The following is a 17,220-nucleotide window of genomic DNA, read 5'->3' on the forward strand; positions in this document are numbered from 1 at the left end:
TGAAATGCGTGAAATGCGTGAAATGCGTGAAATGCGTGAAATGCGTGAAATGCGTGAAATGCGTGAAATGCGTGAAATGCGTGAAAATATGCCGACATCCTGCGATGTCGGCAAGTGGCTTTTAGTGAAAAGCGTTGTTCAGCAGAATAGAGGTAATGACGCCTGTCGCAGCGGCAATCAGCACATAGTTACCGTCGATAGAGGCCCAGCGCTCGCCGCGCGGTGGCTCGTGCAGGCCGCGAGCATGCCAGTCGTTTACCCGGTAATCGTTACCCCGGAAGCGAGGCGGCAACGGCTGGCCGCGATGGAATTCATGCCCCTGCCAGGCAAAACGGTCGCGCTCTTCAAAATGGCGATCGGGGCCATGACCTCTGTGACTATCGAAATCGGGGCCGCGATCCGGGCCACGTCCAGGCCTGTCACGATCGCCCGGGCCGCCGTGTCCTTCATGTCCGCCCTGATGATGCCACGCCTGTCCCGGAGGGCCGTCGGCCTGCGTAACGGTTGAAAAGAGCGAGCTTGCTGAAAATACGGCAATCAACAGCGCCAGGGTCGTTTTTTTCATGGTTATATCCTCGATTTGCTCACGGCTTTTGTCGCACCGTTGAACGACACTATCGTCTAACCCTGGCCTTAAAAATATCGCTAACTGTCTTAAAACCTCTTTAATTACCGTACTTTACCTCGCCCTGACCCTTTCTTAACACTGTGAATGAATTGTGGATCCGCTGCCCGGCAATAATTTGCGTTAAGTCAGGCGGCGCGGTGATTTTCGGCCAGAAATTCGCCGACTTCGTCTGCCTGCACGATAAACGCATTCAGCGCTGCGCTAAAGCCTGTGGCATCCAGAGAGGCCAGCGGCTGTTGGCTGCAAAGCCGCAGAACGTCGTCGCCATCCATCGCCAGCCAGCAGCCGCGCATCGCATTCATCTCAAAATTCAGCGCCAATAGCGTGCGCAAGTGACTTTCCGCAGCGCTTTGCAGATCCTCCAGCCTGCGGTGGAAAATCACGCAGTCGCTGTCCGGCGGCAGTTCGATAATGGCAACCTCGTGCCGGTTGCGCATCAGCGCGCACACGCCGTTTTTCAGGCCCAGGCTAAGATTGAGGCGGCGGCCATACCCGGCCAGGAAGTGATTAAGCTGCTCTGTTGCGTTCATGCCTGTCTCCGTTAGCTTTTAAGCACAAAGTGTTGTTCCTGCCCCTGGCGCAGCGCGCCGGCAAGTTCCGTCGTGGCTTTGGCGATACGCCCTTCCAGCGCATAATTGACCGGTTTATCCTGATCTTCGCCGTAGCTGAAGTTGATTTTCCCCAGGTTACGCTTCATGGAAACCGAAGCGCTGTTGGCGCCGCCAAGCAGAAAAGCGGGCGTGGCGAAGCCGTCCGTTTTTACCTGCGACTTGGTGAAGGCGATGGATTTAAGCCGCAGATTATCGCGGTTGGTCAGCTCGGCCTGCATCTCTTCCGGGCTGTTGCCCTGCTCCAGCCAGCGCTGCTCTAATCTCTCCCGTACCTCGTCCTTCAGCTCCAGCGTGACGGTCGCCTCGGTGCTGACGTTGTCCTGTAGCGCTGCAATCAGGGTTTGCAGCTGGTGGTCGTCCTTCATCAGCTCGCGCATTTTGTTGGCGTTGCTGGCATTCAGGCTGCCGTCGAGCAGATGCGAAAGCTGATGCCACAGCCCGTTGCTGTCGACCTTGCTCAGGTTGGCGTAGGTTGTCTGATATTCGCCGCCCTGCAACAGTTTTTGACCCCGCTCCGCCGCGCTTTGCTGACGCAGATGCTTATCAAGATCGCGCAGTGCGGCCTGCTGTTCGTTGCTTTTTTCGCGCAGATCGCGCGGCGAAAAATGCGCGTCCAGCTTGTCCAGCTTCTGCCTGGGCGTCAGCGGCGTTTCATCGTCTTTATCCTTCAGCGACGCGATAAGCGCCGCCGTAGCCGGATCGCTGAATTTTTTCCCCAGCGTTTCGGTCAGCTTGTCGATATGCACTTCCGCCAGCGGCCGGGCCGTTTTGGTTTCTATCGCCAGGCTCTGCTTTGTCCTGTTATCTATCGAAAGCTGCACGCTGGCGGCCGGCCCGGCGAACATCGGCGTCCGTCCCGTTTCGCCCTTAATCAGCACGCCGGTCGGCAACGCAAAGTTCACGCCCACGCTGGCTTTGTTCAGACCGCGCGGACGGTTATTGCTGCGGCTGATGGCGCTGCTGCTTTCTTTGGTGGTGGCGCCTCTTTCCCGTGTGCCGGAAAGCACGTTAACGCCTGCATAAGCGCCGCCGCCCACGCGGAAGCTGGCAGGCGTATCCTTTTCATGTTTGTTGGTCAACGGCACGCCCGCCGAAGCCAGCGCGGCGGCATTCGCGTCCAGGCTGACGTTCAGCACCTCGCCATGCTTCACGCTGTGATTTATTCCACGGTTGAGCAGCGCCAGCGGATCGAGCGTGCCCTGCGTTAGCCCTTCGATAAAAGCGGGCAGTTCCGCTTCGGTAATCTCAAAGCTGACGCTGTTTTGCTTTTTTAGATCCAGCGGCGTGACGGAGAAGACCCCGCCCAGCCGAACGGCAGGTGCCAGATTGCGCTGCTGATCGACGGCGACATCGTGCGCCGGATCTTTCATATAGCCGGTCAGCAGGTTGTAGCCCAGGCCGGTAAAGGCGGTTAACGCGCCGCCGCCGTCGCGCCCGAAGCTGACGGTCACGCCGCCTTCGCCTCGCGTCAGGCTCATGCTGTAGCCGCGATCCAGACTGCCTCTGCCGCCTACGCCCGCAATGACCTGTGAACCCGGCAGCGCGCTGATGGTGGTTGTTGCGCCGTAAGCCCGGCTGAAAGAGAGGCTTTCGCCCTTATCCATGTCCAGCACCGTGGTTTCCAGCCTGCGGGCAAGCAGCTGCTGATCCTCGGCCTGCATCACGGTGCGGGTGGTGACGTTCATCGCGTGGTTCGTTTTGCTGAACGCTTTGGTCATGGATTTGATGGCGTCGTAGTTGGCCTCCAGCCTGTCGTTCCCGGTAAATCCCTGGCCGGTGAGCTGTTTAAGCGGATTATTTTCCCACTCGTCATCCCGCAGCTCGCGGAACTCTCTCCCCAGCGCCTGCAACGCTTTTTCACGGGGTTCTCCCTGTAAATCCAGCGCGCGCGTCAGGCGCGTCGTTAAATCGTGCATTTTGACGTTGGTCAGGCCGTCGAGGATCAGGCGGGATTTCGTCAGCCCCATCGGATCGTGCTTGTCGCGATTTATCCCTGCCGGGATCGCCTCCGTGGGCTTTTGCCAGGAAAGCGTGACGTTGCTCTCGCGCATCGCCGCCAGGGAGAGCTGCGCGTGATTGCCTTTACCGCTGGGATGCAAGGCGTAAAGCTGCTGCAGCTTGTTCAACAGATCGTCGCCCTGGCTGCTGGCCGGATTCAGGCTGCCGGTCAGCTTATCAAGCTGCCTGCCTGCGCCGCTCTGCGCGCCATAATGCTGCTGAAGCAGACCGGCCTGATGCGCGGCGCTGTCTGCCAGCACCGTATTGAATTTTTGCATTTCGCCGAACCAGCCGGGCAAATCTTCCCGCGCGGCCAGCGTTTTCAGCTTCAGGCTGAGCGGCTCTTCCGCCCTGCCTTTTGGCTGACGTTTAAGATGCTGCGTCAGCGCCGCTATCTGCTGCGACTGCTGCTGATAGATCGCCGTCAGGCCCTGACGACCGCCGTGCGCGTGCTGCACAAGATTGCCCAGGTTTTTTAGCGGGCGCGGCGTCTCCAGCGTGGGACGGAATACAAAGGTGCTGAGCCGCGTGCGGAAAGGCGTATGGACTTTGTGTCCGTCGTGACCGGACTGCCCGAAGGTGTTGACCTCGCGCTTGTAGGTAAGACCGGTTTTACTCAATTTGGCATCGCGCGTGGCGGCGCTCAGTCGTTCAAAATGCCGATCGGCCTGATTTTCCGTATCGTGCACGCCCGCAGAAATATCGGCGGAAACCGGATGCCAGTCGTGCTCGTCTCGCGTCAGTACCTGTTTATTATCCCTCTCCAGCAGCAGCGTGCCTTTCTGGTTGCCATAAAATTTAACCGGCAGCGCCTCGGCGGCTTCGCCAAGTTCATCTTTCAGCGGCGCAGGCAGCCGCTCCGCCTGCATGTCGGTAACTTTTCCTTGCTGCCAGCTCTCGGCAGGCAGGCTGAAAACTTTGCCTTTATCGCTCAATATAAACAGGCGGTTTTCCGGGCCAAGCACTATGTCTTTGGCTTTATGCTCAAGCCGATCCTCAGGAAGACGGCTCAGTACCGCACCGGCCTGATTCATCGCCTGGCTCAGCGCCTGACGCGAAAGCGTCTGCGGCAGCCGCTTGTTACGGCGGCTTTCCGTATCAACGTGATGAAAATGGATATCGCCCTGCTCTTCCAGCGTGACGAAACGCCCGTCGTCCAGCGCGCTGGCCGCGACGGTTTTCTGTTTTTTATCCAGACCGGGCATCGCCAGCTCTTCACTGACGCTTTTTTTCACCTGGTGCAGCGCAAAGGTATTCTGCTGAAAATTGATTTTGTTGCTGGCTACGTTGACCTTCAGCCTTTTCAGCTGGTTATCTTTCAGCGCCCAGGCCTGGCCGTCCTGCCCGGCGCGCAGCTGGTCGGCTTTGACCTCTGTCGCTTCCCAGCTGCTGGTTAGCTCGTTAAAGAAGCGCACCTTGCCGTCGTGCAGCGCCAGCTTGCCGTTGGCGCCAATGGAAACGATATCGGTACGGGCCGGCGTGGGTTTTGGCAGGCCTTTCTGGTAATCCATCACCAGGCTGTCGCTGAGGTTCCAGCCGGAGGCCATCTGCGGCCTGTCTGCATGAGGGTTCAGCGCGATAGCGTGCTGCCTGTCCATGCTGTCTTTTACCACCGCATGCAGCTGGCCGTTTTCGCCGCACAGCAGGCTCTGTACGTGAAAGCGGTCGCCGATAGCGTCGGCGATTTGCTGATGCAGCGCGTCGCGCAGGCTCAGGCTTTGCGCGTCGCCAAAATTAAGCTCGTTCGCCTCGCCGGGGCGATTCGCCACCAGCAGACGGCCCTGATGATCGGCGGCGATAACCAGGCTGTCGGTCTGCGCTACCGCCGCCAGCGAAGTTTTAGCCGGTATTGGCTGTAGCGTACGGTGTTGCGCTTCCGGGCTGTCGATGCGCGGCAGCAGCTTAATGCTTTGCTGCTTGCTCTCTTCGCTGGCAAGCAGCACGATTGCCTGACCATCCGCCGCCACAGAGGCGCCGCTGATTTTATCGGCAAAGCGCGCGCTCTGCGTTTGCGTCGATAAATGATGCAGATGGCGATCGTCATGGATCAGATAGAGCGAGTTGTCGCCCTGACGTGACAGCTTCGACTGGTCTTTGTCGTCGCCGAAAAGGTCGACCTTCTGCCAGCCTTCTTCATGCGAAGCCAGCTGATAAAGTTTGTTGTCGCTGAGGCAAAATGCGCGGCCCCCGTCGGGCGTCGCCTGATGATGCACGCCGGTAAGCTGGCTGAGTACGGCGGCATCCGGCAGCTTTATCTCGGCTGCTCGTCCGCCGGGCGCATCGCTACGGCGAATTTGCACGCTGCCGCCGTCCTCGCTGAACGTCAGCTGGTGGTCAACGACCTCTGCCGCTTTACGCCGGGGAAATGCGCTGCCCGGCGTCTCTTCTCTTGCCCAGGCCGGTTTGCTGTGGGCCACGCCGACCAGCGTATCCCGCGATGAGTGCAGCGACAGCAGTTTACCTTCGTCGCTCAGCAACGCGTGCTGCTGGCCGTTTTTATTGGCCGCCACGCTTTGATAGTGCATTTTGGGATGGCCAACGGTCTGCTTAAGCAGCGCGCGCTGAGCGTCACGGCCCGCAGGCGCGGCGATAGCGGCGTTGCGCTTTGCGGTCAGCTGCACGCCCAGCGAGCCTTTCTCCTCCGGCTGATGCGCCAGCCGGTCGGCCAGCGTTGTCATAATCTCCTGCTCCAGCGCGCCTTCGGCCATAGAGGGAATGGCAACGTCCAGCTGGTTTAGCGGGCGCAGCGGATGGCTTTCCGGGTTGGCTATCGTCGCGCGGGCGTGGTTTTTCTTAAACAGCGGAAGATGGCTAAAGGCACGAAAACGTCCCTGGCCGGGCGCACGCGCCGCGCTGCCCTGCTGCAAACCCGCGGTGTCTGGCGGCTCGCTGCTCTGTAGTGTGCCGCCACCGCGCTGGCTGGGCGAAGCGTCCTGCTGCCGGAGCATGTCATGACGGGTTTGCGATGAAGTGGTGCGCTGTGCGCTGCTTGATGCTGATGCGAAAGCTGTTCTGATCCCCGATAGCACGGTATATCTCCTTAGCCGGAACGTCTGATTAGCCGGAACGTCTGATACCTGAGCTAAGTGGCGGAAAATACAGTGGAGTTCCGCTGTCACTGATTATTCATATTGATAAGCGATGCAAACGACGCAGCCTGGCGATCCTTGATAACCGTTTGATATATAGGTTAAAGGCGTAAAGCTGGCTAAATACACAGAAGTGGCCCGCATAACGTTGGATTTTTTTCTGATATAACGGGAAAGGCGGTTCAGGCATAAAAAAGGAGAGGCGTTGCGCCTCTCCTGTTACCGCTAGTGCTTCAGCGTTTCGCGCACTTTTTTCACGTCGTCGGCTTTCACCGCAGCGGCTTTATTGCTCCAGCCCTGACGGATAAAGGTAGCCAGCTGCGCGACCTCCTCGTCGTTCAGGCGGGCAGCAAAGCCCGGCATCGCCAGCGTGGAAGGCGCTTTCGCCGTAGAAGGCTGCTGTGCGCCGGCCAGAATGGTATGGATAAGCCCTGTCGGATCGCCTGCGTTAACGATAGTGGCCTGATCCAGCTGCGGGAAGACGCCAGGCGCGCCCTTGCCCGTCACAAAATGGCAGGCGCCGCAGTTATCCAGATAGAGACGCTCGCCGGTGGTCAGGTTTTTGGCCGCCGTCAGCTTAGCCTCCGTCGCGCTGGCCGCTTTGTCGTCACCGGCAGGCAATGAAGGATTGCCGCCCAGGAACTTCAGATAGGCCGTGATCGCTTTCAGATCTGCCTCGCTCATATAAGAGGTGCTGTGCTCCACCACCGAGGTCATCTCGCCGCCTACCGCAGCCTTATCGTTGCGGCCCGTCGCCAGGTAATCGATGGTTTCCTGCTCCGTCCAGCGCGGTAAGCCGCGCAGCGAAGGCACTTCCCAGTCGTTCAGGCTGCCGCCGGCAAGGAAATCCTTGTCGCCGCTGTCGAGCGCCTTTTCGTTCATGCCCAGTCCGCGAGGCGTGTGGCAGCTGCCGCAGTGGCCCAGGCTTTCGACGATATAGGCGCCGCGATTAACCTCGGCCGAAGCGCCGCCAATCGGCCGGAAAGGCTTATCGGAAGCAAAGGCCCAGTTCCAGAAGCGCATGCCCCAACGCTGGCTGAACGGAAAGCTCAGATCGGTTTCCGGCGGCTGTTCCGCGCTCGGCTTCACGCCCTGCATAAAATAGACGTAAAGCGCGTGCATATCCTCGTCGCTGATTTTAGCGTAATCAGGATAAGGCATAGCCGGATACAGCCGCTTGCCGTCAGGCAGCACGCCTTTACGTACCGCGTCGGAAAACTGCTGTTCGCTGTAATTACCGATGCCATGCTCTTTATCCGGCGTGATATTGGTCGAATAAATGGTGCCCAGGTTTGACTCGATCGCCAGGCCGCCGGAAAAAGCCGGTTTGCCGGGCAGCGAGTGGCAGGCGCTGCAGTCGCCCAGGCGTGAAAGATACTCGCCCTGTTTAATCAGTTCGCCGTTGTCTGCCGGAGCCGCCAGCGCCGAACCTGCACTGAGCAGCACGGCATTGGCGAGTAAAAAATGTTTAATCTTCATCGTCGCTTACGCCTGTACCATTGGACCGGGATTTTTCAGATAGATCTCTTTGATTGCCTGCGCCGCCATCAGCGTCAGCGCGCCGATGGTATCGGTCGGGTTCGCCTGGAAGTTTTGCGGGAAAGCGTTGCCGCCCGGCACAAAGACGTTATGCACATCCCAGCTTTGCAGATACTTGTTCAGCGCCGAGGTTTTAGGGTTATCGCCCATTACTGCACCGCCCACGTTATGGGTCGAGACGTATTTGGTCAGGTCAAAATGCGCGTCCATCGGCAGGAAGCTTTCGCTGTAGCTGTCCGGGTTCAGCTCTTTGGTGATGTTGCTGACCACGCCTTTCAGATACTGCTGCAGCTTCAGCTCATTCTGTTTCCAGTCGAAGGTCATACGCAGCAGCGGATAGCCGTATTCATCCTTGTAGTTCGGATCCAGATCGAGATAGATATCGCGATAGGACTGGCAGGTGGTGGTAATGCTGATTTTCATCGAATGGCCGTACCACTCTTCCAGCCCCTCTTTCCAGCCGGTTCCCCACGACGGCGTGCCTTTTGGCAGCGCGGTGCTGATTGGCGTGCCGGTAGCCTGCGAACTGTGAATTTTCGCGCCGCCGATAAAGCCCAGCGACGGGCCGTCAAAGTTGCCTGGCGAAATATCGTTAATCATCTGGCCGGTAGCGCCAGCCGTAGCGAACGGATTAAAGTTTTTGTCTTTGAAGAACAGCGTGGCGCCGCCGTTGCTCAGGAAAGCGTAGTTACGACCAATCACGCCCTCTTCGGTGATAGGGTTGTAAGGTTGACCGATGCCGGACAGCAGCATCAGGCGGACGTTACAGAACTGGAAGCTGCTCAATACCACGATTTTCGCGGGCTGGAAGCACTCGTTGCCCTGCGCATCGATATAAATCACGCCCTTAGCCGTTTTCTTATCGTCATGCAGCACCACTTTCATCACGTTGGCGTGCACTTCATAAGAGAAGTTATCCATGCGCTTAAGCGCATCCATAACGGCGGTCTGCGGCGAGGCTTTGGAGTAGTTCAGGCACGGATATTTACTGCAGTAACCGCAGTAGTTACAGGGCGCGATCTGGTTGCCGTAAGGGTTGGTCCAGGCACGGGAAACGCAGGCGGACGGGTTAGGGAACGGGTGATAGCCGAGCTTTTTCGCCGCTTTCGCAAACATGCTGGTATTAAGCGTATCTTCCAGAGGCGGCAGCGGGTAAGGCTCTGAGCGCGGCCCTTCAAACGGGTCGCCGCCTTCCAGGATCTGCCCGCGCAGGTTGCCGGTATTGCCGGACTGGCCGCAGATATTTTCAAATTTGGTGTAATACGGCTCGATTTCATCCCAGGTGAACGGGAAATCCATGATGCGCATATCTTCCTGCAGGATGCCTGGCTTGTAGGCCTGATCCGCATAGGTTTTCAGCTTCAGATCGGTTGGCGTTGGACGGATCAGCACCGCCGTCCAGTGCAGGCCGGAACCGCCCACGCCCGTACCTGGCGCAAAAGCGCCCCATTTACGCGTCGGCAGCGCCGTCTGGCTCATGTTGTAACGCACGGTCACCGCCGCTTCCGCCGGGGTCGCCATCACTTTATTACGCACGGCGTAGGCGTATTCATCGGCCGGTTTAGGATAGGCGAACTCTTCATATCCCCGATCGCCGCCGCGTTCCAGCGCGCGCACTTTTAATCCGGCCATCGCCAGCTCGATGCTCATCAGCGAGCCAGCCCAGCCCAGGCCGACGACTACAACGTCGACTTCTTCTTTATTGATTGTTGCCATTTTTAATCCTGCCAGTCTGTAATCAGAGAAAAACTCAGGCTCGCTCGCCTTTAATGCTTATCGGGCCCAGCGGATACGGCACGTTGTGCTGCTTCACCCATTCCATATAGCTGGCGCGCGCGCCGGGGAAGCCGATGGCAATCCAGGCTTTCATCCCTTTATTGCCGCCATACATCGGATCGGAGAGGTAGCCATGCTTGGTATTGGAGAGTAATTCGCTGAAGAATTGCGATCCCTGCAGGGCGCTTTCGCCCAGGTCGGCAAAGACGATCTGGTTTTTCTGCACCTGAGTCAGTACGGCTTCACGATCGGCTATTTCCAGCTCGTGGAACGCCTTCTGATGCTGCTGCTGGCACCAGCTGTTGACCAGCCGAATACCGGTTTGCAGGATTTGCTGCGGACGGAACGGGATTTGATACCCCATGGTGGCCGGCGCATGAGGGTTGAACGGCCCCTGCATATAGATTTCGCTGCCCATATCGCCATGCATTTGCTGATCGATAAAAATCGGCACGTTGGTTTCCAGCGCGCCTGGCGCCTTGCCTTTGCCACCGGCCGGGATCAGGCGATCGCAGGCGGCCATCACGAATTGCCATTCGTCGGCAGAAAAAAAGATGGGTTTATAATCGAGCAGCTCGGGTGCGGCCATTTCAGCAGCCTGCGCCGCCGTTAATCCTTTAAAGACCAGCTCGCCGAGCGGTAATGCTAACAGCGACCCCAGTAAAAACTTGCGCCGGGTAGTTTCTTTTTGTAGCAACATAACATTACGACTCTCACATGATAATAAAATGTAATTTGAGTTAATAGATTTTGTTATCGACCAGAAAAAAAGTAATGTTATGGATAAAATTATTTCTAAATGTAAAAATTAAACTCTAATTATTTTTAGTTAAGCTTTATAACTTTGTTATAAAACTGCAATAGAATTGATACCCGAGTGTTGTGTACAAAAAAAGCGCTTCGCCATTACTTTCCTGCCCGATTAAGGCACTATTTCCTTATAACCGCTTAAAAATAATTCAGATAAGTGATAATGCCCACACTGAACAGACGGGAAAAATTATTCAGTGGTGATGAGAATGAGAATGAATCGATACCACGTTATTGCTTCCGTTCTCCACAGTATTGCTATCGGGTGCGAACCGGGCGTTATAGCGCAGGCGAAATGCGTGCATTTCCTGCGCGTCCGGCTCCAGCTCGCGTAAAAATTTCAGCGCCAGCCGAACGTGTTCACTGGAAAGCTCGGTCGGCAGCCAGGCTTCGCGTAGTACGCCACGCCAGAAAGCGATATTTTCTTCCGATTCATCCACCAGGCAAAGCTGCCAGATTAGCAGCACGCTTGCCGCATTGCTTAAATGCGCCTCGTTATCGCGAGAAAGATAGGCAACAAACTCTTCTCCGGCCGTTCGCCCCATCAGGCTGAGCAATGATTCAACGTAGACCGGATCGATATTCAGCCGCTTCGTCAGCGCGCTGGTCGCGCGGCGGGATCGTGAATTCAGCACGCGAAAGCCAATAATAAAAACCACCACCAAAGTCAGAAGCATCAGCCAGATCATTTTTTTACCGGGAATTGCGGGCACAGGGGGCGTCAGAGTAACAGCAGCAATGTGGCGAGGCAACCGCGTAGAAAAGCTGCCCGCAGGCAGCTTAAGCGCTACTTTTGCCAGCTGGCGCGATGGTCGACGCAGGCCGCGACCGCCAGCCTTAACGCCGCTTCGGGCGTTTCCTCCGCCAGCGGCACGCTCAGCTCGTCTACTTTCGTCCAGACGGCCCAGGACAGCTGCCCGATTTGGTGCTGCAATGAGATATGCACCAGAACCAGCGCGGCGCGTCCGGTTTGATCGGCCAGAATAGCGTATTTGAGAAATTCGCCCTGTTCATCATTAAGATAAAGAACTTTTATTTGTTCCAGCATTGTCATCCTGATCTCCTTATGGTCTGACAGCGGCTGAATAATAAATGACTTCCCCTTCTTTACCTATAGATAACGTTCTGGCGCATCGTCAGGCATTTACTGACATTAATATGAACTTTAAAGAAGCAGTATTTTTTTATTTCGCCTTATCAGCACATCATTGTTATCAGGCGGCCTGTTAACCGCCGATAATAACAAATCAGTTACCGGCTTCTTCCAGCACTTTGTGGATCACGGCGGAAAGCTCGTTGATCTCAAATTTAGCCACGTAGCCGTTGGCGCCGACTTTACGCACGTGGTCTTCGTTAGCGCTGCCCGAAAGCGAAGAGTGGATCACTACCGGGATATTTTTCAGGCCCAGATCGCTCTTGATATTGCGCGTTAAGGTAAAACCGTCCATTTCCGGCATTTCAAGGTCGGTTAAGACCATCGCGATTTTGTCGTGAATGGAAACGCCTTCCGTCATCGCCTGCTGCGCCATCAGCTTGATTTTTTCCCAGGCTTCGAGGCCCGTGGTGTGCATAACGGCAGGGATGCCCATCACCTTCAGACCCTGCTCCAGCATCTGGCGCGCGACCTTAGAGTCTTCCGCTACGATAGCGACCGATCCGGGCCTGATATTAAACTCTTTCACCTTAACGTCTTCTGCTTTTACGTCCCGCACGGAAGGAATAACGTCATGCAGGATCTGCTCTACGTCCAGCACCATCGCCATGCTGTTGGTTTTGTCATCCAGGCAGGCAATGCTGGTGATATTGCGGCTGCTGATACCGGACTCCGCCGTATGGATCTGGCTCCAGTTCAGGCGCACGATATCGTCCACGGATTCCACGGCGAAAGCCTGCGTGCTGCGGGCATATTCGGTAACCAGCAGCAGGTTTAAGCCTGTTTCCGGTGTGCAGCCTGCAACGGCCGGCAGATCGATAACCGGGATAAACTGGCCGCGAATGTTCGCCATGCCCAGCAGAGGTGATTTCATACCCGCCGCTTTGGTAATAGTCGGCATAGGGACGATTTCGCGCAGCTTAAACACGTTAATACCGAAAAGTTCTGATTTCGCATCGTTCTGATCTGAGCCTAAACGGAATAACAGAAGCTCAAACTTGTTGGATAAGGCGAGATTCGCTCTCTCATCAATCTCTTTCTGGAAATTATCCATTACTACCTCTGGGTTGCCTGACTGTTTGTACGCTGGTAAGCGGCGCACAACGGCACGCGGCTTATCACTCTGTGAGTGTTATCGGCACCGGTGAAGAAAAGTACAGGGCAACAGAGAAAGGGTGAACCGAATTAATTACTAAGCGTTAAAGTAAGGCAGCCGCAGTGCAGGGAATCAACGCCGGGCCTTACCGGCTCACGGGTTGACTGACTGAACGACTGACAATAACTGCTGACAATGACTGAATGAATGACGGCGGCTGGCCGAGTGATTCTGTGTCGTGACGATTATGTATAAGGTATTGGCTTGATAACGTCTTTAACTAACGGTTAGTTCGACAGCAGTCCGGGCCGTTTTTTAACGCATTGTATTTTCTGAAGGCGGCTGGCGGCTTATGGTATTTTTTAGCAAAAATGCGGGTAAAGGTCTGCTGAGATTCATAGCCGTATTTTTGTGAGATAGTCATCACCGTTTCGGTGGTTTTGATTAAGTCCCCTGCCGCCAGCGCCAGTTTGGTGTCGCGAATGTAGTTGCCCAGATTTTTGCCCATCACGCGCTGAAACATTCTCTGCAAATGCCATTTTGAATAGCCTGCTTTTTCCGCCACGTCGTCGATTTTTAACGGCCGATGAATGTTGGCGTCTATCCAGGCCGCCAGCTCATAAATGATGATCTGCTCTCGCTGCATTGTCTTTTCTCTTCTACCGCTATCGTCTTTAGTATGTTGTAATTAAATAAAGCTACATGTCGGTTTTAGCTTGCTCAGGGCTTATATAGCCATAGCGTGAGGAAGCATAGCAGCTAAGGTTCAGGACATTTATAGGCCATATGGAGTTAAAGCTATGAATGCTGCTCATTAATCGGCAGATTGCTGATGGTGGCTATGTTTCCCCTGCCGCCGATAAACAATTTGCCTCAGCCATTTTCTTTCCCGCCTGCCACTTAGCACACGCCCTGCTTACCCAATATTTCTGAGTACGGTTCATTTTGACAGGGTAAAAAATGCCGCTACAGCGTTAAGTGCTTTTGCCGCTGGCCGATGCCGCTTTGCTTATCGTTAAAACAGCGTTATAAATATTGCTACCTTGAGCGGCCTGATAAATAGCTGCCAGCATACTCATCTCAGGAGCTTCCGTGCCTTTTTTAATACTCGGTTTCCCTTTCTGGCTGTTGGGCTGGTATTAGTTTATTCAGGCCGGAGGAAAAAAGAGAAAAATTACTTTTTTCCCGCTTTTGTGATGCCGATCGCCGCTTTTGTCAATATCGTTATCGGGCTGGGTATGGGCTAAAGGACTGCTTGTGCAAAGAAAAGGAGAATTCGATGCAAATTATCTATCCCAGCCAGTTATTTCAACCAAAACGTCCTGATGAAGCCTTTGCGCAAGAGTATTATTGCGCGCGTGAAAAAGGTCTGCATTGCCTGCTCCTGTCGTCAGATGCGGCGGCTATGGGCGATTATCGTTTTTCCTCGCCTTTTCTGTCCGACCACGTGATTTGGCGCGGCTGGATGATGTCGGCACTGGAATATCGGCAGCTGCATCATGCCGTAACCGTGCGTGGGGCCGCGATGATGACGTCGCCAGAAGACTATCTTCGCTGCCATCATTTGCCGGGCTGGTATAATCTTTGCCGCGATTTCACGCCGGAAACGAGAGTTGTTCATCCCGATGTAGATTTTGATGCCCTGCTGGCTGAGCTACAGTGGCCCGTCTGTTTTGTCAAAGACTACGTAAAATCTTTAACCACGTCCCGAGGATCGGTTGCGCATAACGCCAATGAGATCCGCGAGATTGTTCAGCTGCTGAAAAAATTTCGTGGCGAAATCGAAGGCGGTATTTGCCTGCGTCGTTTTGAATCTTTTAAACCTCACAGTGAAAAGCGCTATTTTGTGCTGAACAAACAGGTTTACGCCGCCGACGGCGATGTATCGACAAGCGTAAGAGAGATAGCCAGCCGGATAGACAGCTCGTTTTTTACGATAGATATGATTGAGAATACGCTCGGAGAACCACGGCTGGTGGAAATTGGCGACGGGCAGGTTTCAGATCTTAAGGGGTGGCCGGTCACGCGGTTTGTAGAGATGCTGGCGAAGCAGATGGAATAAATTTAATAATATAAGGATATAGAATTATGGCCTGGATCTACAATGTAATAACTAAAAAATTCTCCCGCAATGGCGACTATAAATTTAGCGCTGAGTATGCGGGATCGCCGGGTTACAAAGACAACCCTGATGATGAGTGCGTTAAGAATAAAGGGCTGCTGCCGCGCGGCAATTATCATATAACTGGCCCGATTGCAGTTCACCCTACGGCAGGAAGATATGTTATCAGGCTTACGCCACACAGCGGGAACAGCATGTGCGGGCGTGAGGGGTTTTTGATTCATGGTGGTAATGGCAGAGGAACCGCATCCAATGGCTGTATTATTTTGATGCGGGGATACAGGGAAAAGATAATAGAAAGCGGCGATAAGGAGCTGATTGTACAATGAAAAAATTCACAACCGCTCTTCTTATATTGCTGCTCAGCGCTTGCGCATTAAATAGCTCAGAGGATAAGCTTTACAGAAAGGTGTTAATGGCCATTAATGAGCAGAAAACCGAAAAATTCTCTGATACGGATTACGAGAACATATTAGAGTACTTATCTAAAGGACAGGATCGCTGGATAAATCTTTACCCTGCGCTCGACAAAGAACCCTTTTTAAGCATCACTTATTTTCAGGAAGGATTACATATTTCGATGGCTGAAGCATTGATAGACAATACCACAGGAACATTACAATATCTCAACAAAGACAATATCGAGCATATTTGCGGAATTCCCTTTATTGAACCAACAGTTGAAGAAATAGAGGTATATTACATTAAAGCACGAGCGGCGCTGAAAGCAGCTTCTGCTAAAAGCGGTTGGAAGGAACTTTGTATTTTACAACTTGAAAATTCATACTCTGGATTTCAGAATATGGTTCGTCCTACAGAGGGCAAAGCATTTTGCTCAAAAGCCATTTTTTACAAATTTTTAAGCAACCATAACATTGACCGGAGAAAACAATGTTTAAATATAAAAGGATTGGAGCAATTTTAGTTTTTTTAATATCAGCATATTGCATATGGATTGCTGTAAGGCCAACCAAAATAGTCAGAGTAGATAATGGTGCTGTTTTTGTAGAGCACTTACCAATGACTACTAAAGGAAAACTAAAATGGTGGTTAAAAAACAGAGAATTACTTCAGAATAAATCTCAAATTATTAATACTCCTGATAACTTCACAGTTATCGTCATGAATTTCAATGGTTACGAGAAACTTCCCAAAGGCACCAGAGATGGTTCAATAGATGACTATACCTGCTTTGATGATACGAATGGCGAGCATAATAATTGTGTGTATAACAGCATAGCATTTGTTGTTAGAGGAAGCATAGATGGAAAAGCATTTATAAATATAGGTGATAAAACGTATATCCAAAGCTCTGATGGCAAGGTATCCTTAAAATAACAAAACAGGATACTTTGCATAAAAAGACATTATAGTTTAGATAAGCTACCTTAACAGTTGAATAGTATCGTATTCATTGAGCAAGTCTCAAATTGATGCTCCTCAGAACATTGTCGATGATCAAAGTTCTAATTTCTCCAGTATGTACCTGAAGCTTCTCCCTGAACCTGGAGTCATTCAAGATCTGCTCAAACTCTAATTTAACCTCGTCATTAAACGTCTCAAACGATACCAGCCAATTCTGCTCGTCTTCCTTGAGCTTCCAGCTAATAATAGTACTCATCCAATAAAGTCCATTTCTGATTACCCATTCAGAAACCATTTTTCTATGTTTTTTTTCACAACATTACCATCCCGAAAGTAATGCGACAAAAAGGAGAAACTTAACTTACTAGTTTCAAATCATAAAATCGCTCAGTAAATTAAATTTAAACATCAAAAAAAATCTGTTGTTAAATATAAGATTTCATATAAAAATTTGACGGTGGTTTTTATTGCCTATATTCGGATCCACTTTTATTAATATTTTTTTCGAAAGCCTCACAGAAAACAAAAATAAGATTATACAGTTTATTGTTTTGCGCGTAGATGTGCAACCGTGATACCCATTTAAGGTATGAGATTAGAAAATGATTAAGAGGAGTGATTTATTGACTGAAATTCAGTAAGAATATGTGCCTCCGGTCAAAAACACTGCATGGCGGGCAGCGTTAATCAGGAAGGCATTAAGGATTTCCGCTTTCACGATTTGCAACACACCTGGGCGAGCTGGCTCATTCAGGCCGGAGTGCCGTTGTCTGCGCGGCAGGAAATGGGCGGCTGGGAAAGCATTGAGATGGTACAGCGTTACGCTCATCTGGCACCGAACCATTTGACCGAGCACGCACGCCATATTGACGCTATTTTCAGGGTGTCTGTCCCAAATCTGTCCCACGGTGAAAATATGAAGACAGGAAAAGGCGAGTAAGTCATTGAAATATAATGGTACGCCCTACAGGATTCGAACCTGTGACCTACGGCTTAGAAGGCCGGTGCTCTATCCAACTGAGCTAAGGGCGCA

General features: G+C 53.1%; 16 protein-coding genes, 1 tRNA gene and 1 pseudogene. 6 read left to right on the forward strand and 12 right to left on the reverse strand.

What is annotated here, in order from left to right; genetic code table 11:
- Positions 1-121: 121 nt before the first annotated feature.
- The 10 genes from ACMGEE_RS06955 to ACMGEE_RS07000 form a co-directional block, all read right to left on the reverse strand.
- Positions 122-565: an RcnB family protein gene (locus ACMGEE_RS06955; RefSeq protein WP_253454974.1), complete on the reverse strand. Its 444-nt coding sequence runs from the start codon at positions 563-565 to the stop codon at positions 122-124.
- Between the two features lie 188 nt (positions 566-753).
- Positions 754-1,158 carry a type III secretion system chaperone gene (locus ACMGEE_RS06960; RefSeq protein WP_301729860.1) on the reverse strand — a complete coding sequence of 135 codons (405 nt, stop codon included), beginning with the start codon at positions 1,156-1,158 and terminating at the stop codon, positions 754-756.
- A gap of 11 nt (positions 1,159-1,169) precedes the next feature.
- The gene (locus tag ACMGEE_RS06965; protein WP_436829833.1) at positions 1,170-6,266 is read right to left on the reverse strand and encodes an AvrE-family type 3 secretion system effector; all 5,097 of its coding nucleotides are present in this window, start codon (positions 6,264-6,266) and stop codon (positions 1,170-1,172) included.
- Between the two features lie 285 nt (positions 6,267-6,551).
- A complete protein-coding gene (locus tag ACMGEE_RS06970; protein ID WP_253454977.1) occupies positions 6,552-7,805 on the reverse strand; it encodes a c-type cytochrome in 1,254 nt (417 codons plus the stop codon).
- A 6-nt stretch (positions 7,806-7,811) separates the two neighbouring features.
- Positions 7,812-9,581 (reverse strand): GMC family oxidoreductase, encoded by a 1,770-nt coding sequence (locus tag ACMGEE_RS06975; protein WP_436829834.1) that lies wholly within the window; start codon positions 9,579-9,581, stop codon positions 7,812-7,814.
- Between the two features lie 34 nt (positions 9,582-9,615).
- Positions 9,616-10,341 carry a gluconate 2-dehydrogenase subunit 3 family protein gene (locus ACMGEE_RS06980; protein WP_253454978.1) on the reverse strand — a complete coding sequence of 242 codons (726 nt, stop codon included), beginning with the start codon at positions 10,339-10,341 and terminating at the stop codon, positions 9,616-9,618.
- A 304-nt stretch (positions 10,342-10,645) separates the two neighbouring features.
- The gene (locus tag ACMGEE_RS06985) at positions 10,646-11,140 is read right to left on the reverse strand and encodes a DUF1198 family protein (protein ID WP_253454979.1); all 495 of its coding nucleotides are present in this window, start codon (positions 11,138-11,140) and stop codon (positions 10,646-10,648) included.
- 98 nt (positions 11,141-11,238) lie between these two features.
- On the reverse strand, positions 11,239-11,505 hold the full coding sequence (locus ACMGEE_RS06990; protein WP_253454980.1) for a hypothetical protein: 267 nt from the start codon (positions 11,503-11,505) through the stop codon (positions 11,239-11,241).
- 193 nt (positions 11,506-11,698) lie between these two features.
- Positions 11,699-12,658 carry a chemotaxis protein gene (locus tag ACMGEE_RS06995; RefSeq protein WP_301252398.1) on the reverse strand — a complete coding sequence of 320 codons (960 nt, stop codon included), beginning with the start codon at positions 12,656-12,658 and terminating at the stop codon, positions 11,699-11,701.
- A gap of 322 nt (positions 12,659-12,980) precedes the next feature.
- Complete coding sequence (locus ACMGEE_RS07000) at positions 12,981-13,346, reverse strand: helix-turn-helix domain-containing protein (RefSeq protein WP_253454982.1); 366 nt, start codon at positions 13,344-13,346, stop codon at positions 12,981-12,983.
- Positions 13,347-13,504: 158 nt separating this feature from the next.
- Here ACMGEE_RS07000 and ACMGEE_RS07005 point away from each other — a divergent pair, with 158 nt between their 5' ends.
- The 5 genes from ACMGEE_RS07005 to ACMGEE_RS07025 all read left to right on the forward strand — a co-directional run bounded on the left by ACMGEE_RS07005 (position 13,505) and on the right by ACMGEE_RS07025 (position 16,160).
- The gene (locus ACMGEE_RS07005; RefSeq protein ID WP_301252397.1) at positions 13,505-13,633 is read left to right on the forward strand and encodes a hypothetical protein; all 129 of its coding nucleotides are present in this window, start codon (positions 13,505-13,507) and stop codon (positions 13,631-13,633) included.
- 346 nt (positions 13,634-13,979) lie between these two features.
- Positions 13,980-14,762, forward strand: coding sequence for an ATP-grasp domain-containing protein (locus tag ACMGEE_RS07010; protein WP_436829835.1), 783 nt, complete (start codon positions 13,980-13,982; stop codon positions 14,760-14,762).
- A gap of 26 nt (positions 14,763-14,788) precedes the next feature.
- Positions 14,789-15,151 carry a tlde1 domain-containing protein gene (locus ACMGEE_RS07015; RefSeq protein WP_301729867.1) on the forward strand — a complete coding sequence of 121 codons (363 nt, stop codon included), beginning with the start codon at positions 14,789-14,791 and terminating at the stop codon, positions 15,149-15,151.
- On the forward strand, positions 15,148-15,747 hold the full coding sequence (locus ACMGEE_RS07020) for a hypothetical protein (RefSeq protein WP_436829836.1): 600 nt from the start codon (positions 15,148-15,150) through the stop codon (positions 15,745-15,747). Before ACMGEE_RS07015 ends, ACMGEE_RS07020 begins: the two co-directional genes overlap by 4 nt.
- A complete protein-coding gene (locus ACMGEE_RS07025) occupies positions 15,714-16,160 on the forward strand; it encodes a DUF943 family protein (protein ID WP_436829837.1) in 447 nt (148 codons plus the stop codon). The genes ACMGEE_RS07020 and ACMGEE_RS07025 overlap by 34 nt, the downstream gene beginning before the upstream one ends.
- Positions 16,161-16,233: 73 nt before the next feature.
- On the opposite strand, the gene hxsD is transcribed toward ACMGEE_RS07025, so the two are convergent.
- Positions 16,234-16,482 carry a His-Xaa-Ser system protein HxsD gene (gene hxsD / locus ACMGEE_RS07030; protein WP_436829838.1) on the reverse strand — a complete coding sequence of 83 codons (249 nt, stop codon included), beginning with the start codon at positions 16,480-16,482 and terminating at the stop codon, positions 16,234-16,236.
- Positions 16,483-16,881: 399 nt separating this feature from the next.
- Here hxsD and ACMGEE_RS07035 point away from each other — a divergent pair.
- Positions 16,882-17,127, forward strand: a pseudogene (locus ACMGEE_RS07035) (tyrosine-type recombinase/integrase); the annotation flags it as partial.
- Between the two features lie 15 nt (positions 17,128-17,142).
- Here the strand turns inward: ACMGEE_RS07035 and ACMGEE_RS07040 are convergent.
- Positions 17,143-17,219 (reverse strand) — tRNA-Arg (locus ACMGEE_RS07040).
- Position 17,220: the final 1 nt, after the last annotated feature.

It is taken from the genome of Erwinia artemisiae (assembly GCF_051400835.1).
Taxonomy (GTDB): domain Bacteria; phylum Pseudomonadota; class Gammaproteobacteria; order Enterobacterales; family Enterobacteriaceae; genus Erwinia; species Erwinia aeris.

Bases quoted from the DNA above. Each gene is read 5' to 3' on its own strand.
- ACMGEE_RS07000 (WP_253454982.1), bottom strand. From the start codon at position 13,346: ATGCAGCGAGAGCAGATCATCATTTATGAGCTGGCGGCCTGGATAGAC.
- hxsD (WP_436829838.1), bottom strand. From the start codon at position 16,482: ATGGTTTCTGAATGGGTAATCAGAAATGGACTTTATTGGATGAGTACT.
- ACMGEE_RS07005 (WP_301252397.1), top strand. From the start codon at position 13,505: ATGCTGCTCATTAATCGGCAGATTGCTGATGGTGGCTATGTTTCCCCT.
- ACMGEE_RS07015 (WP_301729867.1), top strand. From the start codon at position 14,789: ATGGCCTGGATCTACAATGTAATAACTAAAAAATTCTCCCGCAATGGC.
- ACMGEE_RS06985 (WP_253454979.1), bottom strand. From the start codon at position 11,140: ATGATCTGGCTGATGCTTCTGACTTTGGTGGTGGTTTTTATTATTGGC.
- ACMGEE_RS06980 (WP_253454978.1), bottom strand. From the start codon at position 10,341: ATGTTGCTACAAAAAGAAACTACCCGGCGCAAGTTTTTACTGGGGTCG.
- ACMGEE_RS07010 (WP_436829835.1), top strand. From the start codon at position 13,980: ATGCAAATTATCTATCCCAGCCAGTTATTTCAACCAAAACGTCCTGAT.
- ACMGEE_RS06990 (WP_253454980.1), bottom strand. From the start codon at position 11,505: ATGACAATGCTGGAACAAATAAAAGTTCTTTATCTTAATGATGAACAG.
- ACMGEE_RS06975 (WP_436829834.1), bottom strand. From the start codon at position 9,581: ATGGCAACAATCAATAAAGAAGAAGTCGACGTTGTAGTCGTCGGCCTG.
- ACMGEE_RS07025 (WP_436829837.1), top strand. From the start codon at position 15,714: ATGTTTAAATATAAAAGGATTGGAGCAATTTTAGTTTTTTTAATATCA.
- ACMGEE_RS06955 (WP_253454974.1), bottom strand. From the start codon at position 565: ATGAAAAAAACGACCCTGGCGCTGTTGATTGCCGTATTTTCAGCAAGC.
- ACMGEE_RS06995 (WP_301252398.1), bottom strand. From the start codon at position 12,658: ATGGATAATTTCCAGAAAGAGATTGATGAGAGAGCGAATCTCGCCTTA.
- ACMGEE_RS06960 (WP_301729860.1), bottom strand. From the start codon at position 1,158: ATGAACGCAACAGAGCAGCTTAATCACTTCCTGGCCGGGTATGGCCGC.
- ACMGEE_RS07020 (WP_436829836.1), top strand. From the start codon at position 15,148: ATGAAAAAATTCACAACCGCTCTTCTTATATTGCTGCTCAGCGCTTGC.
- ACMGEE_RS06970 (WP_253454977.1), bottom strand. From the start codon at position 7,805: ATGAAGATTAAACATTTTTTACTCGCCAATGCCGTGCTGCTCAGTGCA.